Genomic DNA, 23,893 nt, shown 5'->3' on the forward strand with positions numbered 1-23,893 from the left:
TCGACACTCGTCACCCAGACCGTCACGATTTCTCCGACGGCGATTACGTCGAGCGGGTGTTTGACGCGTCGTTTACTTAACTTCGAGATGTGGACGAGTCCACTTTCCTTTACACCGATGTCGACGAATGCTCCAAAGTCGAGCACGTTCCGGACGGTCCCTTGGAACTCCATCCCAACCTGGATCATGTCTAACGATAAAACATCTTGTCGTAAAATCGGTTTATCCAGTGCCTCCCGCGGATCACGCTCCGGACGCTGCAAGGCTTCAATGATATCTCGGAGCGTCGGTTCACCAATCTCGAGTTGTTCTGCCGTATCCTTCACTGGAAGTTCCGCTAACTTCGTACGGAGTTCTTCCGTCCCGACGGTCGTCAGCGCTAACTGAAGCTGCTTAAACAGTTGTTCGACAGTTTTATACTGTTCCGGGTGAATCGGTGTCCGGTCCAGCGGATGCGTCCCTTCAGGAATACGAAGGAAACCGGCTGCCTGCTCGTATGCTTTCGCTCCGAGACGCGGCACTTTTAACAGTTCTTTCCGTGAAGCAAATGCCCCGAGTTCAGAACGTCGTTCGACGATTTTCTTTGCTGTCGCCTTCGTGATTCCCGCTACATACCCGAGCAGGGACTCAGACGCCGTATTCACATCGACACCGACTTGGTTAACGACGGTCTCAACGACAAAGTCGAGTGTTTCCTTCAGTTTCACTTGTGTCACGTCATGCTGGTACTGACCGACCCCGACTGATTGCGGATCGACTTTAACAAGTTCAGCTAACGGATCTTGAAGACGACGGGCAATCGAGATCGCTGAACGTTGCTCGACTTGGAGGTCCGGGAACTCCGTACGCGCGATTTCTGAAGCCGAGTAAATACTTGCGCCCGCTTCGTCGACGATCGTAAAAGCGACTTCCGTATGCCCTTTAATCCAGTCCGCTACAAAGGATTCGGTTTCACGGGATGCCGTCCCGTTGCCAATCGCTATCAGCTCGACACCATATTTCTTCACCAGTTCTGATAATTTAGTACGGGCTTCCTTCGCTTTTTGTTCGGACATCGTGACGTAAATGACGCCGACTTCTTTTAATTCACCCGTCGGATCAATGACTGCCCACTTACACCCTGTCCGGTAAGCCGGGTCGAGTCCTAACATGACTTTCCCTTTCATCGGTGGTTGCATATAGAGTTGGCGCAAGTTTTTACCAAAGACTTCAATCGCTTGGTTCTCCGCCTTCTCCGTCAATTCATTTCGGATTTCACGCTCAATTGCCGGGAAAACAGATTTTTTATATCCTGTTTTGACTGCTTCTTCAACAAGCTGGCGCTTTTGTTCGGGCAACCGATTAAAAGGACGAAGTAAGTATGGCAATACTTGCTGCTCGTCTAACACGACTTTCACGGACACGATTTTCAAGGCTTCTGCTCGGTTGATTGCTAAAATCCGGTGCGGCACGATTTGGCGGACCCGCTCGTTGTACTCATAGTACTGGGCAAAGACCTTTTTCTCATCGACGGCATCCTTTTTTTGTTTCGTCACGATTTCTGCCGCACGGTGTGTCACTTGACGAATGTAATCGCGAACAGTTGCTTGTTCGCCCCACTCTTCCGCGATGATTGCTTCTGCACCAGCAACTGCCTCTGCTTCTTCAAGCCCTGCGAACAATTTTTTGAAGCCCGCTTCTTCATAGGGTTTCGGCGAACGGAGCCACTCTGCGAGTGGCGCGAGCCCTGCCTCTCGTGCAATTTCCGCTTTCGTCCGTCGTTTCGGACGGAACGGTAAGTATAGGTCTTCAATCTGTTGTAACGTCGTCGCTTCACGCAACGCTTGATTCAATGCCTCGGTCATCACACCCTGCTCTTCGATTTTCCGAAGGACATCGTCACGTTTAGTTTCGAGTTGCGTGATGCTTTTATGTCGATCGAGGATCGCCTTGATTTCGACTTCGTCGAGCTCACCAGTTTGCTCTTTACGATAACGTGCGATGAATGGAATTGTTCCTCCATCTTCCGTCAACTGTAAGACGGCTTTCACTTGCTGGGGTCGTAAATTCAATTCTGTTGCGATTCTCTTCTCCATTTTTCCTCACCTCCCCCTCATTATACCGAAGAATCGACAGAAAAAAAGACTGACGCCACGGCATCAGTCTTTCGAGAATACTTCATTCGGTTCTACTTTGATCGCTTCTCGTAATTTCTGCAACGCCCGGCGTTGTAAACGCGAAACGTGCATTTGCGAAATACCTAGAAGTTCTCCCGTTTCTTTTTGGCTCATGTTGCGGTAATACGCACATTCAAGAATCGAACGCTCACGGTCTGTCAGTACAGCAAACGCTTTTTCAAGAATCAGCTTTTGGTCGACCGAGTCATAACCATTTTCCTGGTTACCGACTAAATCAAGTAAAGTGACCGTGCTGCCCTCTTGATCTGCTTCAATCGAGCTATCAACGGATAACGCTTGATAACTTTTACCCATTTCGAGTGTTTCGAGCACTTCCTCCTCTGACACTTCAAGACGCGCAGCGATTTCGTCGATTCGCGGTGAACGTTGTAGTTCAGTCGTCAATTCTTCGACAGCCTTCTTAATCTTCGGACCTAGCTCTTTAATTCGACGCGGAACATGGACGCTCCATGTTTTATCGCGAATGAATCGCTTGATTTCCCCGATGATTGTCGGGACAGCGAACGATTCGAAACTTCGCCCAAACTCTTTATCGAAACGACGAAGCGCGGCAAGCAATCCAATCATCCCGACTTGAACGAGATCATCATGAATCGGACGGCCACGTGAGAATTTACGGGCGAGCGCCTCGACGAGATCCGAGTAACGGGCGAGTAGCGCGGCATGGACTTCTTCATCTTGGTCATCTTGTTGATACAGATCAATCAGTCGAAGGACTTCGTCATCACTGTGATGGCGTTGTTGAGACTTTGCTGGCACTTTGACCCACCTCATCTCTATTCATATATTTTGTCATATGGACAGTGACGCCGTTTGCTTTTTCGATCGTGACTTGATCCATCAATGCCTCAATCATCAAGATCCCTAGTCCCCCCTCATGCAGTGAGTCTAGATCGTGCGAATCCGTAATTGGTTCACTTTGGCGTTTGACGCTATCTTTATCAAATGTCACACCGTTGTCTTTGACGATGATTTCAAGACGATCGTCCGGGTAAACGTTACATGTTAAGCCCATTGATCCGTCTTGCTGGTCTTCATAAGCATGTTGAACAGCATTCGCACATGCTTCAGAAACAGCAATTTTGATGTCTTCGATATCATCATACGTATAGCCCATGCGGTTTGCGACACCTGAAACCGTCAAACGCGCGATTGCCACGTATTCAGGTTTTGCAGGTAGTGTCATTTCAAGTTGTTCGTTTTTCATTGCGTACCACCTCGTACACCACTGTCGATTGTAATGATGCTTGAAAGACCTGTAATTTCAAAAAGACGACGAATACGTTCTGAAACACCAACAAGCGTAAACGATGTACCGTTTTTCTTCGATGCTTTAAGCGCTCCGACGAATACACCGAGACCTGTCGAATCCATGTAATGAATTTCATCCAAGTGAACGACGACATCATTTGCTTCTACAGCGGGAACGAGTTCTTGACGAAGTTTTGGTGCCGTATACGTATCAATCTCTCCTACGATATAGAGATGCGTCTGACCATCTAGTTGCTCTGTTCTAATTGTTAAATCCATCTTCAAGTTCCTCCTCAAGGAAATATGCTATATGATTTCTCTCTGTTTCATCAGTTGATTGTAAATAAAGTGGCTCCTTAAAAAAAGTCACTTAAGTATATTTCCCGCATTAAAACACTTCTAAACCTATTTTTAAAAATTTAGTCAAAAAAAGTCGCATACAAATGTATCGACTCTTCTCGTGCTTCTATGTAGGTGCCTAAAAATCAATCAAGCCTAAGCTGATTGCAACGGCACTATTCACTTTCATCATCGTCTCAGGATCCAGGTGTGTCACCTTATCCGTCAGACGGCGCTTATCGATCGTACGGACCTGCTCAAGTAGGATGACCGAATCACGTTCTAATCCGTGTCGCTCTCGATATACTTCCACATGGGTCGGTAGTTTGGCTTTGTCGATCTGTGCCGTGATCGCAGCCACGATAACAGTAGGGCTGAATCGGTTACCAATATCATTTTGTAGGACAAGGACAGGACGTACTCCTCCTTGTTCCGATCCGACCACAGGTGACAAATTTGCATAAAACACGTCGCCACGTTTGACTATCAAAGCTTACACCCCGCTTACTTGACGTAGGAGCGAGAACTCCGCCTCCGTTTCAATCTGGAACATTTCACCAACGATTGATAAATTGATTGCTGCCATTTCTTCGTAACCACGCTTCAATTCCTCACGTAGCTGACGCTTGCGTTCTTCGGTCGTATGGTTCGACTTCATCCCAATCGTCTCCTTCGCTACATTTCGCTCAACAAACTGCTTTTCCCGTTGTTGGACCAAGATAATGGCACCTCCAGATTCACTGAAACCTTAACGAACGACTCACTTTCTACTTCAATATATCAGTCGAATTCAGAAAATACAATCAAAATTCAAAGAAATAACATTTTTTTGCCATCATATTGATGGTTTTTTAAATTTATTTTCGCGGCACACGTTTTGAAAATTGACAAAGGACTTCATAGTTAATCGTCCCTAACCAGTGGGCTGCTTCATCAATCGGCGCGCCCGTTCCAATTAACGTCACTTCTGTGCCGACAGGGTATTCCTGCGGTAAACGAATCATTAACCGGTCCATACAGACACGACCGACGATTTCACACGGTTGACCATCTACGATGAGTGAGTACCCTTGAAAACGTCGCGACCACCCATCGGCGTAGCCGATCGGGACGGTCCCGATCCATTCGTCCGTCGGTGCCGTGTACGTCGCCCCATAACTGATCGTCTGTCCGGGTTCGACGCACTTGACTTGCATCAGCTGACTCTTCAACGAAAATGCCGGCTGAAGGAAATCATAATATGGAATCATCTCGTCAGACGGCATCGCGCCGTAAAGGGCAATCCCGATGCGGACGATATTAAACGGGTCATCCTGACCTGCGAGTCGAATCGCAGCAGCAGAATTCGCAGCATGGATATATCGCACGTGCGGTACGCGTTCGACGAAGCCGAGAAACGTCGTCCGTTGCTGTTCGAACAGACGGCTCGACAGTTCGTCCGCTGTCGCGAAATGTGTATAAATTCCTTCGAGCTCAAGCAAATCAGAATCGAGCTCCATTAAAAGTTCATCCAGTTCTTCCATCGTTTGCAGACCGAGCCGTCCCATCCCACTATCGACCTTAATATGAATCCGAAGCGAATCGATTTCCGTCAGATGTTGTTTTGCTTGCCGTAACCACTCGGCTGAAAACACAGGAACCGCCACATCATAATTCGAAGCGACGGAGACATGCTCCGGCAATAACGTCTCGAGCATAAGAATCGGTGCTTGGATACCTGCTTCACGCAGCTCGATTGCTTCTTCAAGAAGAGCGACGGCAAGTAAGTCAGCCCCGTTTTCCAATGCAATTTCTGCCACAGTGATCGCACCGTGTCCGTAGCCATCCGCTTTGACGACGGCCATCATCGATTGGTCGCCGATTCTTGCCTTTATCTCACGTACATTGTGTGCAATCGCAGCACGATCAATTTCAATCCACGTCGGTCGGTACATCGCCATCCCTCTTTTCTAATAAGACTTGTGCTGCCGCATAATGATCCGAATGCGTAATCGATACATGAATCATACCGTCAAACGGCCCCGTCATGATAGGGCGACCTGATGTTTCATTTAGTACTTCAAGATCGCGCCAAGACACTTCTCGCCCAATCCCCGTGCCGAGTGCTTTGACAAACGCTTCTTTTGCAGCGAACCGTCCTGCGAGATATTCAAGTCGGCGTCCGTCCGCCAATGTTTCATACCGCGCTTGTTCACGATCCGTCAAAATACGTGTCAGCATCCGGGGTTGACGTTCGAGTGTCAGACGAACGCGTTCTAATTCAATCAAGTCAAGACCGATACCATAAATCATTCCCTACGCCTCCACAGTTCTATTCTTCGTCCACTTCATATAGAATGAAAGTGAAGCGAGGTGTTGTCATGTTTAGTCGAACGGAAAATCTACAAACGTTCACACGTTCTTATCCGGTCGTTTCGTTGTTCATTTTAATCCAAGTCGCTCTGTTTGTCATCGAGCAGTTGAATCAGTTACTCGGCTTTGGTTTCTCTCCACTCAGTTATGGTTCAGCGATTAATTTATTCATCGCGAATGGCGAATGGTGGCGTGTCGTCACGGCGACATTTTTACACTACGATTTTTGGCACATTGCCTTTAATACGTTTGCGTTGATTATTTTCGCTCCTGCGCTCGAGCGGATGATCGGGCATGTGAAATTTGCCATCTTTTACTTGCTTGTCGGAACGCTCGCTAACGTGTTGACGTATGTCACGTTGAGCGATAACTTATTTTATGGACAGGCGGGAGCATCTGGAGCCATCTTAGGTTTGCTTGGCTTTTACGTTTATCTCGGTCGTTTTCGTCGGACGATCATTTCTGTCGAAGATGCACGACTCGTCTACATCTTTAGTGCCATCACGGCCGTCTTTACACTGATCGGCTCGAACGTTTCCGTCTTCGGTCACTTGTATGGTTTCCTCCTCGGATTCCTGGCTGGATTCATCTTCGGAAAAAGCGCTGTTCCGTTCACACGTCCGTTTAATACGGGTCAACGGGCGACGTTCGGTGGTCATGTCGTTCACTCGACAGGATCCGGTCAAACGGGGCGCATCGTGTTTTATGTCATCGTTGCCTTTGCCGTTTTCGGTCTACTCGCGCGATTCATCTAATCTACAAAAAAAAGCGCCTTGTCTGATTCCGTACTACGGAAAACAGACTCGGCGCTTTTTTCTTATTCTTACTTCCGGAAAGATTCCGCAAGATCCTTCACATCGTCAATCAGATTATGGATGGTTTCTTGATTATCTGTGTAGAGGGCACGAATTTCTTCAAAACGTCCTTTCGGATCTTGTTTGACTGCCGAAAGTTGTGTGCCGGCTCCGCCAAACGCACGCTTCGTCGCTTCGATTTGTGCGTGGCGTGTATCTTTATGAAGTAATGAGAGTGTTGCTCCGATTAGTGCGCCACCTACTGTTGCGAGTACAAAATAATTCTTTTTCATCTGGTTCTTCCCCCTGTGTCATTTTAATGTAATGGTGGTACAAGTTGATAACGTTTCATAATTGGAGAAGGCGCAAACGACTTCCCTGCCTCTTCAGCATACTGATCAACCGTCAAGCGTTCAACTGATTTTGCGTAACGTGACGCATCTCCTTCGTCCTTGAATTGAATCAACAACACGAGATCCGTCGCCCGCTCGACCCGGGCAATCCGTAAGGCTTGGAAACTGCCATATTCTGCCCCGAGTACTTTCGGGTCCGACATGACCTGATGGATGAAAAGATCGCCGCTATTTTGATCTGCCGGAATCGACCAGTAAAAAATCGTCCCCTTCTCATCAAAATTACCACGCGTTTCGAGGAGTGTATAGCTGTTCCCGCTTTGAAACGGTGACTTTCCGTCCGTTTCAATCCAGAGTAATGCTTCTCCGCTTCCGCCCGCTGCCCGAATTTGAGCATCACGCGAGCGAATTTGGTCGACAAAGTTACCGCTACCGAATGTAATGAATAGTTTAGATGGCATCACAGGCCTCCGCGAGTTCGAAGTCTTTCCCAGTCAATCCGCCAGCATCATGTGTCGTCACGGCGAGCGTCACCTGTTTATAATCAATCATGATCCGCGGGTGATGATTCAAGTGTTCCGCTAAAGAACCGACCTCTTGAACAAAATCAAGTGCCGCCGGAAAAGAATCCAATGTGTAGATGCGTACGATTTCGTCATCGACGACGCTCCAGTCATTCAGACCTTCTAAACGTTCTTCTACCTCATACTCATTCAACCGTTCCATTCCATTCTCCTCCTCTACTATCGTTTTCGTCCTATACCTTATACCCTACTTTCCTTACTTCTTATACCTCTACTCGTTCGATTTCTTCCTTTTGCCTTCGAAGTGAGATAGAGTACAATGTGAAAGAGAACACTATATCCCATTCAGGAAAGGGGCTATCGCTCATGCGCGCTCTTATCGTTATTGATTATACGTTTGATTTCGTCGCCGATGAAGGTAAGCTGACTTGCGGTAAACCGGGTCAACTCATCGAAGGACGCATCGCATCGCTCATGGATGAATTTTCGACGAACGATTATGTCGTCATTGCAAACGACCTTCATGAAGAAGGCGACACATTCCATCCGGAAACCGTCCTCTTCCCGCCTCATAATATTCGGGGAACACACGGACGGGACTTATTCGGACAGGTCGCAGAGATGGCACGTGTTGCGGATCATGTCATCGACAAGACGCGCTATAGCGCCTTTGCTGGGACGGACCTAGATTTACGTCTTCGTGAACGGCATATCACAGAAGTTCACCTCGTCGGCGTTTGTACAGACATCTGCATCTTGCACACCGCTGTCGACGCGTACAATCTCGGCTATAAAATCGTCGTCCATGCTGACGCCGTCGCCAGCTTCAATGCGGCCGGCCACGACTGGGCACTCACACACTTTAAACAATCGATCGGCGCAGAAGTCGTCGGCGAATAAGAAGGGATCTGTCTTCATGTTACAACGTAATCTTGCACTTCATACTGACCTCTATCTTCCGAGATGGATGTATATCTACTGGAAGGAAGGGCGCCATAATGAACGTGCTGTTTTTGACGTCTATTACCGCAGCAATCCATTCGAAGGTGGTTATGTCGTCTTCGCCGGTCTTGAAAATATCATCGAATATATCCAGACACTCCACTTCACAGAAGAAGACATTACGTATCTTCAAACGATGATTGGGTTCCCGGATGAATTCAAGGATGAGTTACGTAACTTTAAATTCAATGGCTCCCTCTCGAGTGTCAAAGAAGGCGAAATCGTCTTCCCGAACGAACCATTAGTCCGGATCGAAGCACGGATTTTTGAGGCGAAGTTACTGCAAACGGCCATCTTGAACATCGCCAATCACGAATCGTTGATCGCGACGAAATATGCGCGCATCCGGCAGTCGGCACCAGGCGCAAAATTCCTCGAAGCCGGTTCACGCCGCGCCCAAGGAATCGATGCTGCTTACTTCGGAACACGTGCCTCTTATTTAGCCGGGTTCGACGTGACAAGTCTCGCGTCGGCCGGCCGCGACTTTGGTATCCCATGCGGTGGAACGATGGAGCATGCAGATATCCAGTTCCATGATGATGAGTTGACGGCTTTCCGGACGTTCGCATCGCATTATCCGGATCAGGCGACGCTGCTCGTCGATACGTACGATACGCTTAAAAGCGGACTCCCGAATGCGATCACGGTCGCAAAAGAACTCGCAGCAGACGGACATAAGTTACGCGGGATTCGAATCGATTCCGGCGACTTATCCTACCTATCAAAACGCGCCCGGAAGATGCTTGATGAAGCCGGCTTACTCGACGTCGAAATTGTCCTGTCTGGTGATTTAGACGAATATGTCATTCAAGACCTTCGCATCCAAGGGGCACAGGCAAACACCTTCCTCGTCGGAACACGCGGCATCACGGCGTACGAACAACCGGCGCTCGGCATGGTCTATAAACTCGTCGCCCGCGAAATTGACGGCGAACTTGCACCCGTCATCAAAGTTTCGTCTTCAAAAGCGAAGACGACGACACCGCATATCAAGGAGGCGTACCGCATCGTCGACCCGGAAACGAACAAGTTCAAAGGCGACTACATCACGTTACTCGATGAAGATCCGAGTCAACTCGACTTCGTTGATTTGATTGACGTCCGTGACCCGTCGTTCCGGAACCGGATTGAAAACTTTAAGGTTGAACGGTTACTTGCACCGATCTTTAAGGACGGTGAACTCGTGTATACCGTTCCGACGATTGAAGAAAGTCGTCAGTTCCACGAACAGCAAATCGGACGCCTGTGGGAAGAGTACAAACGTCTACGTCTACCTGAAATCTATGCCGTCACGTTCAGCGACCGTCTCTGGAAACTGAAACTCGACATGATTCGGAAAACACGCCTCGCAAGTGGTGTAAAATAATAAAATCAAGCAGCCTCAAGAATCAAGCTTCTTGACGGACGTCTTGAAAGGCTACCTTTTCATCTCCCTCTCATTTTTCTATACGCTAAAAACAGCCCCTTCAACTGAAGTGGGCTGTTTCGTTTGGGTGAGCAGTCATTTTGGCTGTCGCTTGTTCCATTTGTTGACGAAAGTACCACGCAAAACCAAGCGCACCTCCGATGAAGACGATATAGGTAATCCGTTGACCGAACTCAGCAAGAGAATCGGCGTAAAAGATACTAATTAAATGATCACTTCCACTGATAAGAAGCAAACAGGCGATCAGGAGCGCTATGCGGTACGCAAGCGTCGGGCGATCTTTTGGCTCAGCATGCCAATACATGATGATGTGATGGGCAAGTAAGATAATCCCCACGATCCCTAATATTCCTATAAGTGCTTGCGGCATAATAAACGGTCCTCCTGTTTCTGATTTCTAGTTCCATTTAAACATAGTTCGACTCGAAGACGTTACGAAAAGTTTCGCGCAGGCGACAGACTCACGTTATACTGAAGAAAATCACGTACGAACAACAAAAGGAGGAGTTCTTTTTGAAAACCTTTAAATTGTGTACATTACGTATTCTCATGGATGAATCAGGGCGAGATACGACAATCCCCGTTCAGATTAAAGATGGGCTGACGGTGAGTACCGACCAAACCGCCCAGTGGGTCGCTGAAATCGTCGTCACCGACACCGATCAACCGATTTTGAAAGAACTGTTCGAGAAAAAGCTGCGCGCTTTGATTGAAATCACGATTTCACGGCCGGACAATGACCCCGCCGCCATGATTGTCACCCCTTATGAAAGTACGCAATTGAGCGAAGGCGTCTCTTACCTCTTTACCGGTAAGATGGTCATGATGAAAAATGATTTATCCGAATCGATTTTGCGTGAAGTCGTCGAAGACAACTTTACTGGCGAAGAGCTGATTCAAGAATATAAAGACCGACGCTCTAAACGTGGTGCTCATATCACGAGCATCGCGAAAGAAACGTTTAAACGGTACTTACAAGAACATCCGGCAACCGTCGAAGATTGATGTTCAAATTGTGATATGGTCCGCTACATTAATCCGTTCAATCTCATAACGGTCGGAAAAACGAATGTAATTCGCACATGCATTTTTTAACGGCGTCCGGTAACTGAATGTCTCATCAATCGAGGAGAGTGCCGCTTTAATCGTATGCGAATGGCAGACGACTAAGAGGCGTTTTCCTCGATATTTTTCTGTCAGTTCTTCAACCGCACTGAAGACACGCTGTTGAATTTCCGCTTCCGTTTCAAGCCCCGGGACGCGCTCTGCATCATTTGCCTGCACTGCTTCGTAAATTCCGGCGACCGGTTCACCGGAAGCCGTTCCAAATTCGCGCTCGACAAGCCGTTCATCCGTTTCCGTCAAGCTTAAACCAATCGATCGACCAATGATTTCAGCAGTTTCGACAGCTCGCGATAGCGGACTTGAAATCAAGACGTCCCACTGTTCTTCTGCCAGGTAGGCAGCACTGAGAGCCGCCTGTTTTCTACCGGTCTCGTTAAGCGGTATATCTTCACGTCCTTGAATCCGCTCGTTTAAGTTCCAGTCCGTTTGACCGTGTCGTACTAAACAAATTTCCGTCATATTGCAGTCTCCTTCTAAAGAAATATGACTGATTGTATCATGTTTCCTAATGAAGCGCCTCTCGCTTCGGTAAGACAAGCACTTGACAACTGAAGGCTTCGATTCGTTCGAGCAAACGTTCAATTTTGAGTGGATTTTCAGTTTGGGCAAAGCTCGCCAGCGAATGTGTACCATTCGGGAAAGAGAATAATCGAACATCCGCCCCGACATCCGCCCCCTTCTCAACAAAGTGGAGTGCTTGAGCAAACGGGACAATCGGATCCTTTTTTCCGTGCAGCAACATGATCGGCGGCGAGTCGGAACTTAAATGTGTCGCCGGGGAGACACGCATCATCAACTGTCGCCATTCTTCACGTCCACCCCCATAAAACTTGATATGGGCAATCCAGGTTTGAATGAATTTAAATAACAGAAAATTCGTCGGCGGATACAAGGCGATGACTCCACTGATTAAAGGAAGATGCGCCTCCGCCTGTTCGCCGATAAATTCAGTCGGAGCAAGCGCCGTCGTCAACATTAGGGCTCCACCTGCTGAATCACCCCATAAAAGCATGCGACCGCGCGCGATGCGTAATTCATCCGCTTGTTGATTTAAAAAACATAAGGCATCTCGAACATCTTCCAGGTTGTCCGGAAAGTAGCTGCCATCCTCAAACAAACGATAGTCGATGCTGCAAACGGCAATCCCGAGTTCTAAAAACCGGTCGATGATTGGAGCAAAACTAAACACATCATCACGGTTTCCACGAACGAATGCGCCGCCATGAGCATAAATCGCGACCGGAAACGGCCCTTCTCCCGGCGGATAATAAATATCTAACGTCAAATCCTGCTGATTGACCGTCTTGTACAAAAGATTTCGTGGTGCTAATTGCTTTTTGGTAAGCGGCAAGACCGGCTCCGTCCATCTGAGTAAGGCTCCATAATTATTCCAAATACTCGCACCAGCAGCAGCCGTCGTCAAAATAGCGGCGCCACCCATCAACCATGCTGTTTCACGTTTCACCTCATCACCTCCAAGGCTCATTCCGATTTCACTTCTACTCTTCTCTTACCCGATTTATTTTGAACTAGAACTTCACAACATTCCGACTTGACGCTTTAATTTCCGTCGGATATAGTTAGAAAGTCCAAATCGGAACAATTACGTTTTAATTATCTTGGAGGGTTCACATATGAAAAAAATCATTCCAGCGTTAACCATCGCGACAGTAACTGCCAGTCTGCTCGCCGCATGCGGCTCATCGCCTTCAAATTCAGACGAAGACGGTAAATTGCAAATTTATACGTCGACATTCGCGACTGCAGCAATTGCAAAAGAAATCGGCGGCACAGACGTCCAGGTCGAATTAATCGTTCCCCCTGGCGCCGACCCGCATTCGTATGAGCCGACTCCGAAGCAACTGACGACGATTGCGAAAGGCGATCTATTTTTACTTACCGGCACAACCCTTGAGCCGTACTCTGAAAAGATTAAGGAAAGTTTAGCCGGTAATTCCATTCGTTTTGTCGAGACAAGCAAAAATATCGACTTACTCGAGGCTTCCGCTTCGCTTCATACGCACGAAGAAGACGCACACGATGACCATGATGATCACGAGGCTGAAGAAGAGTCGCACGATCATGGACAATACGATCCGCATGTTTGGCTCGACCCGAACAACGCCAAGAAAATGGCTGACTCGATTACGACCGCGTTAGCAAAGGAAGCACCTGACCGGAAGGAAACGTTTGATAAAAACCTCGCACTCTTTAACAAACAAGCAGATGAACTCGACCAAAATTTACAAAAAGCTGTTGACTCCGGTTCGAAAAAGGAGCTTCTCGTCACGCATGCCGCATACGGGTACTTGGCGGAACGTTACGGTTTCACGCAACTGCCGATTGCCGGTATTTCACCGTCTGACGAACCGTCCCAAAAACAGCTGGCTGCCATCGTCAAGGAAGCAGAGATGCATGACTTAAACTATATCGCCTTCGAAGAGACGGTGTCGCCAAAGGTCGCCCGTGTCATCCAAAAAGAAATCGGTGCCGAATCGATTACGATTCATAACCTCGAGTCCGTCGCAAAAGATCAACAAGATCAATCGTACTTTGATTTGATGAACGAAAATGTGACGACGCTCAAACAAGCACTGCAGTAAGGTACAGTTGACAAGCATTAAAAGATACGTTAGGGTAATAAACGTGTTTTAAACAACGACTAAACAACTAAATGACTTCTTTTTATCGCGAGAAACGGAGGGACTGGCCCAATGATGTTTCGGCAGCGGACGATTGATTCGTACTGTGCCAAATCCAGCAAGCTATGGCTTGAGAGATAAGAAGAGCGTCTTTTTCAGTAAAGACCTCCTTCTTTCTTGCGAAGGGGTCTTTTTTTGTATGCTGAAGAAATGGAGTGATTCACATGAACGAAACGATTACGCCGAACAAATGGGCGTTGTTGCCCTTGTTCGTTTTTCTTGTATTATTCATCGGTGCAGGAATCTTCTATAACGACTTTTACAAATTCCCCATCTTGATTGCAGCTTTAATCGCCTTGATTTTTGCTGCTGCGACATCTAAGGGAGACATCAACCAGACCGTCGAGCGGATTGCCCGCGGTGCCGGAAATCCGGACATCATGATCATGGTCTTCATCTTTTTACTCGCTGGCACATTTTCTGGAACAGCGAATGCAATCGGAGCCATTGATGCGACCGTCAACGCTGCACTCAGTTTCCTACCCCAGTCTCTTTTAATGAGTGGATTGTTCATCATTGCCGCTTTCATCTCGATGGCGATGGGAACTTCGACCGGCACAATCGCTGCCCTTGCACCGATCGCACTCGGGATTCATGACGCGACGGGCGTCAATGTCGCACTCGCCGCTGCTGCCGTCGTCGGTGGAGCAATGTTCGGTGATAACTTATCGTTTATCTCAGATACGACAATCGCCGCTGTCCGGACACAAAAAACGAACATGCGTGATAAATTCAGAACGAACTTTTTAATCGTCTTGCCTGCTGCCGTCATCACTGTCATCTTACTCGCTTTCGTGTCAGGTTCCGGAGATATCGTCGAAGCGAAAGCATTTGAATTTTATAAGCTGATTCCGTATCTTTCCGTCATCGTGCTCGCCCTCTTTGGTGTCAACGTCATTCTCGTCTTACTCGGCGGGACGTTATTGACAGGCATCATCGGAATGATCGACGGTAGTTTCGGAGTAAGTGGGTTTGTCCTCGCGATGTCTGACGGATTGATGGGGATGGCAGAAATCTCAATCTTGACGTTGCTGATGGGTGGACTCGTCAGCCTGATCACCTATAACGGTGGAATTGCTTATCTCAAAGAAACGCTGACACGAAAGATTTCGAAACGCCGGGGAGCTGAGTTCAGTATGGCTGCCCTCGTCAGTGCAACGAATCTCGCAACAGCAAATAATACGATTTCGATTCTTGTCGCCGGTCCGCTCGCTGCTGAAATCGCGGATACGTATGACATCGACCGGAAGAAGTCAGCCAGTATCCTCGACCTCTTTTCCTGTGGTGTTCAAGGAATCATCCCGTACGGAGCGCAACTTTTGATTGCCGCTGAATTGACGAAAACGGCGTCACCCGAACTGATTCCTTATTTGTTCTATCCATTTTTACTGTTCGTTTGTGGATCACTGGCAATCTTCTTCGGCTTCCCACGCCGGAAGAGCGATGCCGCACAAAAAAACAACATGTCGTAAAACAAACAACCCCCGTCGCTTCGTCTGCGACGGGGGTTCACTTTATTTCTGTTTTTCTTGACGATTCAAAATGAAATAGGCAATCGCCGGAAGCGGAAATTGAACGAGTCCTGCTCCACCCCATACCCACGGATTGCGTCCTGTCTTGCGGGCACCAAGGAAGAGGAACGTGGCTTGAGCACCTAATAGTGCTGCGATGCTTGTCCAGACTCCTTTTGGTACTTTTTTAATCGATTTCACCATGATATTACACCTCTCTTCGTTTATGCATCAGTAGACTTTCTTCTCTTTCCCATTCTATATTCCCTGCTTATGAGCATCAAAACAGATGTTCCGCTAAGTTCATGCTAAACTGAACAGGCAAATCCATATTCTAGTTTCATTGAAGGAGGAGTATATACATGCAATACGCAAAACTTTCAAATGGTATCACGATTCCACAGATCGGGTTCGGTGTCTGGCAAGTCGATGAAGAGACGGAAGCACCGGCTGCCGTCGCAGAAGCACTTCGCGTCGGTTACCGTCATATCGATACGGCTGCCGTCTACAAAAACGAACGTGGTGTCGCAAAAGGAATCAAAGAAAGCGGCGTGAAACGTGAAGAACTCTTCTTGACGTCTAAAGTTTGGAACGATGACATTCGTGCCGGACGGACGAAAGAGGCTTTCGCTGAGTCACTTGAGCGACTAGAAACCGATTATCTCGATCTTTATCTCATTCACTGGCCGGTTGAAGGTTATGTCGAAGCATGGAAAGCCATGGTCGAGCTGTACGAAGCGGGTAAAATTAAAGCAATTGGTGTTTCGAACTTCAAAGAACATCATCTCGATACGCTTGCTGAAGAAGGACTCATGACGCCGATGATTAACCAAGTCGAGCTTCACCCACAACTTCCACAGCATGAATTGCATGAATACTTGCAGGATCACAGCATTCAAGTCGAAGCATGGAGCCCACTCATGCAAGGTAAGTTCCTTGAAATCAATGATTTCAAAGAGATTGCTGAAAAACATGGTAAGAGCCCATCACAAGTCGTTCTACGTTGGCACCTCGATAACGGAATCGTTGCGCTTCCGAAATCAGTCACACCAGAACGGATTGCTGAAAACTTCGATGTGTTTGATTTCCAACTCGATGCAGACGACCTCGAACAAATCGATCGTCTCGCGACAGAAGTCCGCCTCGGACCGGACCCTGACGAAATTGACTTTTAATCCACTGACCGATACACGAAAGACTGCTGACGGGACCTATCCCGTAGCAGTCTTTTTTAAGCGTAATAAATAAGAATCGTCTCTTCTGTCGTTTCAGCCTTGCTGAAGTATGCGCGTAAATCAGCAAACTGTTCCCACACGTCGTCGAATTCTCCATGTTGCCCCGCTTCATCATAAATCGTCTCTAGTGACCGACGATCAAAATTTCGCATGACTTCTGCTGAGATGATGATTAACGGAAGAGGGAGAATCCCGACAATTGCTGCTTGTGTTTCGTTGACAATCAACTCTTCACCGACAATCGCTCGACCTAAGTTGTAATGGGTCTCTTGATCGATATAGATATCGATTTGATTCATCAAGTGATAGAGGGCTGCCGTGTCTTCCAGAGCAAATAGCTGTTCATAATCCGGCTGCGTCTCATGGATAAAAAGAATCCAGTCCATGATGATATGCGGGTCGTCACCAAACGAATCCCAAACGGCATCCGCGACACGAACGTAATGTACGTTTTCCATCCTCCCTCTCCTCTCTTCGTTTCTTTAATAGCTATTCCCATTTTTTCGATGCTTTAGTAATTTTTTTAGAATCTGCGTACTAAAAAGCAACGAAAAAAACGCTCTCACCTTCTGATAGCACGTTGTCTACATGCAAAAAGAACCAGCAAAATGCCGGTTCTTTTTGATTAAATCGCTTTTTCTTTTGATTCGTCCGTTTCCCAAGCCTCAAGAGATTCTTTACCTGGTAAGTTCGGAATCGAATTCGCATAAAAGCGCGGATCTTTTCCGGCTTTTCGTTGTTCGAGGTAATCATCAAGTGCGAGTTTCGCGATTTTAGATAAGCGGAAAATCGCATACAAGTTGACGACTGCCATCAAGCCCATGAAAATATCAGCAAGCGCCCAGACAAGACCTGCCGTCTGTACGACTGAACCGAAGACAATCATCCCGAGTACGATGACACGGTAAGCCATCATCAGTGTTTTATTGTCATTAATGAAGCTGATGTTCGATTCACCGTAATAATAGTTTCCGATGATTGAACTAAATGCGAACAAGAAGATCGCAAGTGCCATGAACGTCGTCGCAAACACTCCGACCTGAGTCGAGAGTGCATTTTGCGCGAGTTCGATCCCGGCAACTGCTTTTCCGTTCGCGTCTTTCGTCGCGACATCACTGACGAGGATGATCATCGCTGTTGACGAACAAATGAGTAACGTATCAACAAATACACCGAATGATTGAATCAAACCTTGCTTGACGGGGTGTGACACTTCAGCCGTCGCAGCAGCATTCGGAGCAGAACCCATACCGGCTTCATTCGAGAACAGACCACGACGAATTCCGTTAAGAACTGCAGCACCAATTGCTCCGCCAGCAAGCGTCTTGAACTCTAAAAGTCCCTCTTGGAAAATCAAGCCGAAGACGTTCGGCAACAATTCAAGATTCGTAATCATAATGAAGAGGGCGATTAAAATGTATCCGCCCGCCATGATCGGAACAAGGAATGCAGAGACCGTCGCAATACTGCGCACTCCACCGAAAATCACGAGTGATGTTAATAAAACGAGTGCAATCGTGATCCACATCTTATCGATGCCATACTGACTTTGAAGTGACAATGAAATCGTATTCGATTGAACCGAGTTAAAGACAAACCCGAACGAGATTGTAATCAAGATACTGAAGACGATTCCGAGCCACCGTTGACCAAGCGCCTTTTCCATGTAGTAGGCAGGGCCCCCACGCCATGCCTTCTCATCACGGACTTTATAAATTTGAGCAAGTGTACTTTCGACGAATGCTGACGCTGAACCGATCAAGGCAATCAGCCACATCCAAAAGACGGCACCGGGTCCACCTAGTGCGATGGCTGTCGCAACACCGGCAATGTTCCCGGTCCCGACACGTGCCGCCGTACTGATCGCGAACGCTTGGAATGGTGAGACGCCATCCTTTCCTTTATCTGTTCCCTGGAACAGTAACCGTAACATTTCAGGTAACATCCGGAATTGGACGAATCCCATGCGAATCGTAAAATAAATGCCTAAGCCAACAAGTAAGATGATCAGGACGCTCGACCATAATACATCACTAATATTCGTTACGATATCCATCAGTTGTTTCTCCATACAGGCTCCCCCACTTCTCTCTTATGTAACATTTCTTCACATGTGTTCTATAATACGAAAGTTTTTTTGAAAAATCAAATACAGTTGTATCAGTCAATTTCTGATTACGAGGCATTTCTATCCATTTCCTCACATTAGATGTAAGGTTTTTCGTTTACGAACAAAAAAAGAACGGCCTCACTCAAAAGGAGGGACGGCTACCAATTAAACGGAATCAGGACTTTTTCATGCGTGTCCCAAATACACACTAAGCCATCGTGAAAAAGAAGCATTTACATCGAAATGGCCGATGATTCCGTGGAAGTAGAATCATCGGCCATTTCGATTAACGGAGGACGGAAACGTCCATCCTCAACTCCTATGGGACAAGGAAACGTCCGTCACAAGGATGGATGTTCATCTGAATTAGTCACCCCCTCCATCTTTAGACAAACACTTAGAGCCCCTCCACTTTTCGTGGAAGGGCTCTTTTCGATTCTTTAGATGAATAGATTTAAGTTGGCATCGTCTGTCGCACCAAGATAACTTGCGACCCCACCATAATCGATATCATCTAACAATTCTTCTTTTTTAATCCCCATGATGTCCATCGACATCGTACACGCAATCATCCGGACGCCTGCTGCTTGCGCTTTTGCCATCATCGTCTCTAGCGCATCGACTTGTTTGTCCTTCATGACTTTTTTCATCATTTTTTGACCGGCGCCTGCCATGTTCATGTTGGATAATGGAAGATCACCGGCATGTTTCGGCATCATCATCCCCATCATGCGTTCCATCGGTGCTTTGTCGACGGCTGGTGCATCCGGCTTACGAATGACATTCAGTCCCCAGAACGTGAAGAACATCGTGACTTGTTTGCCCATCGCTTGTGCACCTTGTGCGATGACGAATGAAGCAAGTGCTTTATCAAGGTCTCCACTGAAGACGACCATCGTCGCGTCATCTGCTTTTGCGACAGGTGCCGATGTCACGTGTTGCTCCGTTTGTCCTTGCCCTTTTTCAAGTAAAACTTCGACAATTCCCTGATTCATTTCTGCCGTATGGACGGTATGTCCGAGCTTTGTTGCCCATGCCTGGACGTCCGGTAAGAAACCAGGATCCGATGCTTTAATGAAGACTTGGTCTCCGTCCTGCAGTTGATCAATCTTTGTTTTTAATTCAACGATTGGTCCCGGACACTGTAATCCACATGTATCGAGCAGCGTGATTTGCTCTGCTTTCACGGCTTGTTTCGGCTCACTTTTAATTGTCGTCACTGCTGTTTCCTCCCGTGCTTGGTTTCGCGCTTCTTGATCGCGATTGACCGTCGCCCATGTTTTATATCCGCCGCTCAAATTCTTCACCTCAAAGCCGTTTTGTTTGAGGAGCTGACTCGCGACATATCCCCGTAATCCGACTTGGCATGTCACGTAGATCGGCTGATCCTTCGGTAGCTCGTCGAGTGACGTGCGAAGCGTCGGTAATGAGATATTGACCGAGCCCGGAATCGAACCGAGTTCATTTTCAGACGGTTCACGGACATCGAGTAACAATCCGCCGGCTGCGACGATTTGATCAATTTCATGCCAATGGACGTTTTCGCTGTCCCCTAACACGATGTTCGAAGCGATGTATCCTGCCATGTTAACGGGATCTTTCGCCGAGCTATACGGTGGTGCGTATGATAATTCAAGATCTGGCAAGTCGAGGACCGTTAATCCACCTTTGATTGCCGTCGCTAAGACATCAATCCGTTTTTCGACACCCGTCATCCCAATCGCTTGCGCGCCGTAAATCGTTCCGTCAATCGGATCAAACAAGAGCTTCATTGAGATTGGACTGGCACCCGGATAATAACCGGCGTGCGAACCCGGATGGAGATGGACCGCTTCATAGCGGCGACCAGACTGTTTCAACCGTTTTTCGTTATTTCCGGTCGAAGCGACCGTCATATCGAATACTTTTGCGACGGCTGTACCGAGCGCACCTGTATACTTGACGTCGCGTCCGGCGATGATGTCTGCAACGAGACGCCCTTGACGATTCGCCGGCCACGCGAGTGGAACGTGCATCGCCTCTCCTGTCACGTAATCTTTCACTTCGATGGCGTCACCAATCGCAAAGATCGATGGATCAGATGTCCGTAACGTGTCATCGACTTTGATTGTATTCTTGATTCCCAACTCAAGTTTTGCTTCCGCCGCAAGGTTACTTTCCGGCATGACACCAATCGACAGGATGTTCATTTCCGTTTCGATCGTCTTGCCGCTTGCCAAGACAACACGTTTCCCTGCCTCTTCAAAGCGGGCGACACCATCCGATAAAATCAACTCGACCCCTTTTGCACGTAAATGTTCATGAACGATGGCTGCCATTTCCGGATCGACCGGTGCCATGACTTGATCCATCATTTCAACCAATGTCACCTTCGCACCGCGTTCGACCAAGTTTTCTGCCATTTCGAGTCCAATGAACCCGCCACCGATGACGACGGCACGTGCGGGACGGTTCTCATCGACATATTGACGCATCCGGTCCGTATCCGGAATGTTACGTAACGTAAAGATGTTCGTCGCTTCTTCGATACCAGGAATTGATGGACGCATTGGTTTTGCTCCTGGTGAAAGAATTAAGTTGTCATATGACTCCTCATATTCTTCACCTGTATCGACTTTACGGATTGTGACCGTTTTTTGTTCACGATTGATTTGAATCGCTTCCGACAGATTCCGAACATCCAAGTTAAACCGGGCATGCATCCCCTCAGGTGTTTGGACGAGTAGCTTGTTCCGGTCTTTGATGACATCCCCGATATAGTACGGTAATCCACAGTTCGCGAACGAAATCTCTTTTCCACGTTCTAACAAAATGATTTCCGCCGTTTCATCCAACCGGCGTAATCGTGCTGCAGCGGTCGCTCCACCTGCTACTCCACCAACAATGATTGTTTTCATGTCTGTTTTCCTCCTAAATCGAATCGTACTCTCTATGCTTTACAATATACCCATTAAGGTATGTGGTTTCAAGTAGTTTGCTCTACATTTCACATACTTGTCTTATTTTCAAACTGTTTCTTCTTTAAATGATAACGGACATTAGTTGCAATTCCTCTTAAAATGCTTGAAACTGAGATTACAGTATCTATAAGGGGGATTTAAAATGGACCAGGACCGTAACTCGAACGAAACGAATGAGGACAACAAGGTCACACCGCTTCACCCAGAACGTAATCAAGAAGAAACAAACGAAAACGGGGTAACGGAAGTTCAACAACAACACTTGGAAGCATTCCAAGCGTTCTTAGTCGAAAAAGGCATTCCAATGGAAGCACGTGAAAATGAAACACACGTCTTCTTTATGACACAAGAAAAAACACCAGCTGGCGCTGAGCCGATGATGATGATCGTCTTCAGTAAAACGACGACGGACGTTGAGTTATTCGCTCGTACCGTTACGCACGTTCCAGACGGTGTCGAAGATCTTCCTATCTTAAACGCAATCAATGACTTCAACCAAGAGTTCAAGTACTTCCGCGTCGTCCTCGATAGCGATCGCGACGTAACGATTGCTTCAACAATCGACTTAGATCACGGCTTCAACCCGGCTGCCATCTTCGGCCACTCGGTCATGATGTTCCAAGCTTCTGACGAAGTGTACGCGTATTTAACGAAATTGTATGACCAAATTCAATAATTTATATTTAAAAAAATGGCTCCGGAGATTTCTCTGGAGCCATTTTTTGTTTTAAGTTCAATTGACAATGAGAATTATTCTCGTTATAGTGAGAATTGTGAAAACGACATCATTTTGTAGATAATTTTATTTTTCCTGGGGGAATGAGACAGATGAAAAAACGATTTAAAGTAGCGTCACTCTTTATGGTAGCCGGATTACTCGCAGCTTGCGGAACGGATGAAAAAGAAACAACGACAGCTCCAAAAGAAGACAAAACGGAGCAAACGTCTGATAAAAATACGAATGCCGGAATCGCCGCAACGACATTAACGGATGAATTGACAATCTTCAGCTCGATCAAGACAGAACTTGATAAGGCAAAAGAAGGACAAGCCATCGACTGGAAGATGGTCCAGACGAGTTATGAATCGAAGTTAAAAGGTGGCGTTGCAACTGCCGCTCCTGAAATCGAACAAGTCGTCACTTCTGCCCTCGCAGGCGTCGAATCAAAGGATTTGGATGAGAACATTGCCCGTCAGCTTGTCGATAAAGGACTTCAGTCTTACTTCTATAAACTCCAAAAATCAATGCAAGCAACAGCAGAAGAAGCAGTCGTGGCCGGAAAAACGGATGACGCCATGGCGACGTTAGGAAATATCAAAAACATGGCGGAAACTGTCTTCATCCCGACAGCCGAAAAGCGCGATGCGAGTTATGACTTCAAAAACGAAGAAGCCATCGCACAAGCGATCACGTCCGGTCTCGCAGCACAAGAAGACGCCATCTCGGCTGAAAACGTCGCTGACTTTAAAGTCGCAAAACAGTTGACGGATAAGTCGATTTACCGTTCATTCTATCTCGCAGCACTCGGTTATGCACAAAAAATCGAGGATGGCGCTAAATCCGGTGCCGACGAAAAAGAGTTACAAATGGAACAAGCAGAAGGCTACGGATTCTTACTCGCAATCGAGGAATCACTTGCCGGTGGCGATGAAGCCGCCGTCGCAAAACTAAAAGAACAATACGACTTCTCAAAAACAAAACCAGCAGACGTCTCTTATGAAGAGATCGAAGGACTCTTCGCCAAAGCATTGACGAAGAAAGTCGTCGGTTATCATGAAGAAGCAATGGAAGCACTCGAAGCGAAAGATGTCGATACAGCACGTGTCGAAGCGATGGAAGCGAACATGTTCGTCATCGCGATGAAGCCGACCCTCGAAAATCGTCTCGGTAAAGAAGAGGCAGACGCTGTTCTTGCTGACGCTAACACATGGTACGATCTCATCGAAAAAAATGACGCAGAAGCGGAAACGGTGAGCAAAAAAATCGTCGATGCGCTCGATACGTTCAACTAAGCAAGACGATTGGAGGAAC

The 23,893-nt window shown here is 47.3% G+C and carries 27 protein-coding genes and 1 riboswitch (1 of these 28 cut by a window edge); of the genes, 9 read left to right on the top strand and 18 right to left on the bottom strand.

The annotated features are described in order from the left end of the window. The 8 genes from AC0VYQ_RS14275 to acpS all read right to left on the bottom strand — a co-directional run. A protein-coding gene (locus tag AC0VYQ_RS14275) for a Tex family protein (protein WP_214893394.1) crosses the window boundary here: on the bottom strand, positions 1–2,075 show its 5' portion. 46 nt of this gene lie to the left of the window's left edge; 2,075 of the gene's 2,121 nt are visible here — the first part of the coding sequence; its start codon is at positions 2,073–2,075; its stop codon lies beyond the left edge, outside the window. A gap of 63 nt (positions 2,076–2,138) precedes the next feature. Next, positions 2,139–2,936, bottom strand: coding sequence for an RNA polymerase sigma factor SigB (gene sigB / locus AC0VYQ_RS14280; protein ID WP_012371666.1), 798 nt, complete (start codon positions 2,934–2,936; stop codon positions 2,139–2,141). Further along, positions 2,902–3,384, bottom strand: a complete 483-nt coding sequence (rsbW, locus tag AC0VYQ_RS14285) for an anti-sigma B factor RsbW (protein WP_029331912.1) — start codon at positions 3,382–3,384, stop codon at positions 2,902–2,904. The genes sigB and rsbW overlap by 35 nt, the downstream gene beginning before the upstream one ends. Then, positions 3,381–3,707: an STAS domain-containing protein gene (locus AC0VYQ_RS14290; RefSeq protein WP_088838058.1), complete on the bottom strand. Its 327-nt coding sequence runs from the start codon at positions 3,705–3,707 to the stop codon at positions 3,381–3,383. The genes rsbW and AC0VYQ_RS14290 overlap by 4 nt, the downstream gene beginning before the upstream one ends. Before the next feature lie 199 nt (positions 3,708–3,906). Next, positions 3,907–4,257: a type II toxin-antitoxin system PemK/MazF family toxin gene (locus tag AC0VYQ_RS14295; protein WP_029331914.1), complete on the bottom strand. Its 351-nt coding sequence runs from the start codon at positions 4,255–4,257 to the stop codon at positions 3,907–3,909. 3 nt (positions 4,258–4,260) lie between these two features. Next, positions 4,261–4,485 carry a hypothetical protein gene (locus AC0VYQ_RS14300; RefSeq protein WP_012371670.1) on the bottom strand — a complete coding sequence of 75 codons (225 nt, stop codon included), beginning with the start codon at positions 4,483–4,485 and terminating at the stop codon, positions 4,261–4,263. A 139-nt stretch (positions 4,486–4,624) separates the two neighbouring features. Beyond that, complete coding sequence (gene alr, locus AC0VYQ_RS14305; RefSeq protein WP_029331915.1) at positions 4,625–5,701, bottom strand: alanine racemase; 1,077 nt, start codon at positions 5,699–5,701, stop codon at positions 4,625–4,627. Next, complete coding sequence (gene acpS / locus AC0VYQ_RS14310; RefSeq protein ID WP_029331917.1) at positions 5,679–6,059, bottom strand: holo-ACP synthase; 381 nt, start codon at positions 6,057–6,059, stop codon at positions 5,679–5,681. Before acpS ends, alr begins: the two co-directional genes overlap by 23 nt. A 68-nt stretch (positions 6,060–6,127) precedes the next feature. On the opposite strand from acpS, the gene AC0VYQ_RS14315 reads away from it, so the two are divergent. Continuing rightward, positions 6,128–6,874, top strand: a complete 747-nt coding sequence (locus AC0VYQ_RS14315) for a rhomboid family intramembrane serine protease (protein WP_159172340.1) — start codon at positions 6,128–6,130, stop codon at positions 6,872–6,874. A gap of 68 nt (positions 6,875–6,942) precedes the next feature. On the opposite strand, the gene AC0VYQ_RS14320 is transcribed toward AC0VYQ_RS14315, so the two are convergent. From AC0VYQ_RS14320 to AC0VYQ_RS14330, 3 genes are read right to left on the bottom strand one after another with little or no spacing between them, the layout of a single operon-like run. Beyond that, a complete protein-coding gene (locus tag AC0VYQ_RS14320) occupies positions 6,943–7,206 on the bottom strand; it encodes a hypothetical protein (RefSeq protein WP_029331920.1) in 264 nt (87 codons plus the stop codon). 23 nt (positions 7,207–7,229) lie between these two features. Beyond that, on the bottom strand, positions 7,230–7,727 hold the full coding sequence (locus AC0VYQ_RS14325; protein WP_214766433.1) for a hypothetical protein: 498 nt from the start codon (positions 7,725–7,727) through the stop codon (positions 7,230–7,232). After that, positions 7,717–7,992 carry a 4a-hydroxytetrahydrobiopterin dehydratase gene (locus AC0VYQ_RS14330; RefSeq protein ID WP_029331924.1) on the bottom strand — a complete coding sequence of 92 codons (276 nt, stop codon included), beginning with the start codon at positions 7,990–7,992 and terminating at the stop codon, positions 7,717–7,719. Before AC0VYQ_RS14330 ends, AC0VYQ_RS14325 begins: the two co-directional genes overlap by 11 nt. 164 nt (positions 7,993–8,156) lie before the next feature. Here AC0VYQ_RS14330 and AC0VYQ_RS14335 point away from each other — a divergent pair, with 164 nt between their 5' ends. Both AC0VYQ_RS14335 and AC0VYQ_RS14340 read left to right on the top strand, forming a co-directional pair. After that, positions 8,157–8,690 carry a cysteine hydrolase family protein gene (locus AC0VYQ_RS14335; RefSeq protein ID WP_029331926.1) on the top strand — a complete coding sequence of 178 codons (534 nt, stop codon included), beginning with the start codon at positions 8,157–8,159 and terminating at the stop codon, positions 8,688–8,690. A 16-nt stretch (positions 8,691–8,706) separates the two neighbouring features. Next, entirely contained in the window at positions 8,707–10,158 is a 1,452-nt protein-coding gene (locus tag AC0VYQ_RS14340; RefSeq protein WP_088838068.1) for a nicotinate phosphoribosyltransferase, read from the top strand. Between the two features lie 100 nt (positions 10,159–10,258). Here AC0VYQ_RS14340 and AC0VYQ_RS14345 read toward each other — a convergent pair whose 3' ends face one another. Continuing rightward, positions 10,259–10,588 (bottom strand): hypothetical protein, encoded by a 330-nt coding sequence (locus AC0VYQ_RS14345; protein ID WP_088838070.1) that lies wholly within the window; start codon positions 10,586–10,588, stop codon positions 10,259–10,261. Between the two features lie 143 nt (positions 10,589–10,731). Here AC0VYQ_RS14345 and AC0VYQ_RS14350 point away from each other — a divergent pair, with 143 nt between their 5' ends. After that, complete coding sequence (locus AC0VYQ_RS14350; protein WP_475403856.1) at positions 10,732–11,223, top strand: YwpF family protein; 492 nt, start codon at positions 10,732–10,734, stop codon at positions 11,221–11,223. A gap of 3 nt (positions 11,224–11,226) precedes the next feature. On the opposite strand, the gene AC0VYQ_RS14355 is transcribed toward AC0VYQ_RS14350, so the two are convergent. Both AC0VYQ_RS14355 and AC0VYQ_RS14360 read right to left on the bottom strand, forming a co-directional pair. Continuing rightward, positions 11,227–11,802, bottom strand: a complete 576-nt coding sequence (locus AC0VYQ_RS14355; protein ID WP_214805260.1) for a histidine phosphatase family protein — start codon at positions 11,800–11,802, stop codon at positions 11,227–11,229. A gap of 46 nt (positions 11,803–11,848) precedes the next feature. Next, complete coding sequence (locus AC0VYQ_RS14360) at positions 11,849–12,808, bottom strand: alpha/beta hydrolase fold domain-containing protein (protein WP_475403857.1); 960 nt, start codon at positions 12,806–12,808, stop codon at positions 11,849–11,851. A 169-nt stretch (positions 12,809–12,977) separates the two neighbouring features. Here AC0VYQ_RS14360 and AC0VYQ_RS14365 point away from each other — a divergent pair, with 169 nt between their 5' ends. Together AC0VYQ_RS14365 and AC0VYQ_RS14370 are read left to right on the top strand one after the other, a co-directional pair. Further along, positions 12,978–13,946: a metal ABC transporter solute-binding protein, Zn/Mn family gene (locus AC0VYQ_RS14365; RefSeq protein ID WP_214802195.1), complete on the top strand. Its 969-nt coding sequence runs from the start codon at positions 12,978–12,980 to the stop codon at positions 13,944–13,946. 79 nt (positions 13,947–14,025) lie between these two features. Continuing rightward, a riboswitch (SAM riboswitch) is annotated at positions 14,026–14,129 on the top strand. A gap of 80 nt (positions 14,130–14,209) precedes the next feature. Then, complete coding sequence (locus AC0VYQ_RS14370; RefSeq protein ID WP_475403858.1) at positions 14,210–15,517, top strand: Na+/H+ antiporter NhaC family protein; 1,308 nt, start codon at positions 14,210–14,212, stop codon at positions 15,515–15,517. 42 nt (positions 15,518–15,559) lie between these two features. Here AC0VYQ_RS14370 and AC0VYQ_RS14375 read toward each other — a convergent pair whose 3' ends face one another. Further along, a complete protein-coding gene (locus AC0VYQ_RS14375; protein ID WP_088838080.1) occupies positions 15,560–15,760 on the bottom strand; it encodes a hypothetical protein in 201 nt (66 codons plus the stop codon). A 158-nt stretch (positions 15,761–15,918) separates the two neighbouring features. Between AC0VYQ_RS14375 and AC0VYQ_RS14380 the strand changes: the two genes are divergently transcribed. Next, entirely contained in the window at positions 15,919–16,731 is an 813-nt protein-coding gene (locus AC0VYQ_RS14380) for an aldo/keto reductase (protein ID WP_088838082.1), read from the top strand. Positions 16,732–16,787: 56 nt separating this feature from the next. On the opposite strand, the gene AC0VYQ_RS14385 is transcribed toward AC0VYQ_RS14380, so the two are convergent. The 3 genes from AC0VYQ_RS14385 to AC0VYQ_RS14395 all read right to left on the bottom strand — a co-directional run bounded on the left by AC0VYQ_RS14385 (position 16,788) and on the right by AC0VYQ_RS14395 (position 21,798). Continuing rightward, entirely contained in the window at positions 16,788–17,249 is a 462-nt protein-coding gene (locus tag AC0VYQ_RS14385) for a hypothetical protein (RefSeq protein WP_088838083.1), read from the bottom strand. 167 nt (positions 17,250–17,416) lie between these two features. Then, positions 17,417–18,862, bottom strand: coding sequence for an alanine/glycine:cation symporter family protein (locus AC0VYQ_RS14390; RefSeq protein ID WP_214808349.1), 1,446 nt, complete (start codon positions 18,860–18,862; stop codon positions 17,417–17,419). Positions 18,863–19,341: 479 nt separating this feature from the next. Further along, entirely contained in the window at positions 19,342–21,798 is a 2,457-nt protein-coding gene (locus tag AC0VYQ_RS14395) for a CoA-disulfide reductase (RefSeq protein ID WP_214893384.1), read from the bottom strand. Between the two features lie 205 nt (positions 21,799–22,003). Between AC0VYQ_RS14395 and AC0VYQ_RS14400 the strand changes: the two genes are divergently transcribed. Together AC0VYQ_RS14400 and AC0VYQ_RS14405 are read left to right on the top strand one after the other, a co-directional pair. After that, positions 22,004–22,537 carry a type III secretion system chaperone family protein gene (locus tag AC0VYQ_RS14400; protein WP_029331941.1) on the top strand — a complete coding sequence of 178 codons (534 nt, stop codon included), beginning with the start codon at positions 22,004–22,006 and terminating at the stop codon, positions 22,535–22,537. 152 nt (positions 22,538–22,689) lie between these two features. Then, positions 22,690–23,874: a hypothetical protein gene (locus AC0VYQ_RS14405; RefSeq protein ID WP_475403859.1), complete on the top strand. Its 1,185-nt coding sequence runs from the start codon at positions 22,690–22,692 to the stop codon at positions 23,872–23,874. The last annotated feature ends 19 nt before the right edge of the window (positions 23,875–23,893 follow it).

The sequence above is a fragment of the Exiguobacterium sp. QJM3NY_9 genome (assembly GCF_056173545.1).

Excerpts from the sequence above, each read along its gene's own strand:
- rsbW (WP_029331912.1), bottom strand. The coding sequence starts at position 3,384 with ATGAAAAACGAACAACTTGAAATGACACTACCTGCAAAACCTGAATAC.
- AC0VYQ_RS14290 (WP_088838058.1), bottom strand. The coding sequence starts at position 3,707 with ATGGATTTAACAATTAGAACAGAGCAACTAGATGGTCAGACGCATCTC.
- alr (WP_029331915.1), bottom strand. The coding sequence starts at position 5,701 with ATGTACCGACCGACGTGGATTGAAATTGATCGTGCTGCGATTGCACAC.
- acpS (WP_029331917.1), bottom strand. The coding sequence starts at position 6,059 with ATGATTTATGGTATCGGTCTTGACTTGATTGAATTAGAACGCGTTCGT.
- AC0VYQ_RS14315 (WP_159172340.1), top strand. The coding sequence starts at position 6,128 with ATGTTTAGTCGAACGGAAAATCTACAAACGTTCACACGTTCTTATCCG.
- AC0VYQ_RS14320 (WP_029331920.1), bottom strand. The coding sequence starts at position 7,206 with ATGAAAAAGAATTATTTTGTACTCGCAACAGTAGGTGGCGCACTAATC.
- AC0VYQ_RS14325 (WP_214766433.1), bottom strand. The coding sequence starts at position 7,727 with ATGCCATCTAAACTATTCATTACATTCGGTAGCGGTAACTTTGTCGAC.
- AC0VYQ_RS14330 (WP_029331924.1), bottom strand. The coding sequence starts at position 7,992 with ATGGAACGGTTGAATGAGTATGAGGTAGAAGAACGTTTAGAAGGTCTG.
- AC0VYQ_RS14335 (WP_029331926.1), top strand. The coding sequence starts at position 8,157 with ATGCGCGCTCTTATCGTTATTGATTATACGTTTGATTTCGTCGCCGAT.
- AC0VYQ_RS14340 (WP_088838068.1), top strand. The coding sequence starts at position 8,707 with ATGTTACAACGTAATCTTGCACTTCATACTGACCTCTATCTTCCGAGA.
- AC0VYQ_RS14345 (WP_088838070.1), bottom strand. The coding sequence starts at position 10,588 with ATGCCGCAAGCACTTATAGGAATATTAGGGATCGTGGGGATTATCTTA.
- AC0VYQ_RS14355 (WP_214805260.1), bottom strand. The coding sequence starts at position 11,802 with ATGACGGAAATTTGTTTAGTACGACACGGTCAAACGGACTGGAACTTA.
- AC0VYQ_RS14365 (WP_214802195.1), top strand. The coding sequence starts at position 12,978 with ATGAAAAAAATCATTCCAGCGTTAACCATCGCGACAGTAACTGCCAGT.
- AC0VYQ_RS14370 (WP_475403858.1), top strand. The coding sequence starts at position 14,210 with ATGAACGAAACGATTACGCCGAACAAATGGGCGTTGTTGCCCTTGTTC.
- AC0VYQ_RS14375 (WP_088838080.1), bottom strand. The coding sequence starts at position 15,760 with ATGGTGAAATCGATTAAAAAAGTACCAAAAGGAGTCTGGACAAGCATC.
- AC0VYQ_RS14380 (WP_088838082.1), top strand. The coding sequence starts at position 15,919 with ATGCAATACGCAAAACTTTCAAATGGTATCACGATTCCACAGATCGGG.
- AC0VYQ_RS14385 (WP_088838083.1), bottom strand. The coding sequence starts at position 17,249 with ATGGAAAACGTACATTACGTTCGTGTCGCGGATGCCGTTTGGGATTCG.
- AC0VYQ_RS14390 (WP_214808349.1), bottom strand. The coding sequence starts at position 18,862 with ATGGAGAAACAACTGATGGATATCGTAACGAATATTAGTGATGTATTA.
- AC0VYQ_RS14395 (WP_214893384.1), bottom strand. The coding sequence starts at position 21,798 with ATGAAAACAATCATTGTTGGTGGAGTAGCAGGTGGAGCGACCGCTGCA.
- AC0VYQ_RS14400 (WP_029331941.1), top strand. The coding sequence starts at position 22,004 with ATGGACCAGGACCGTAACTCGAACGAAACGAATGAGGACAACAAGGTC.
- AC0VYQ_RS14405 (WP_475403859.1), top strand. The coding sequence starts at position 22,690 with ATGAAAAAACGATTTAAAGTAGCGTCACTCTTTATGGTAGCCGGATTA.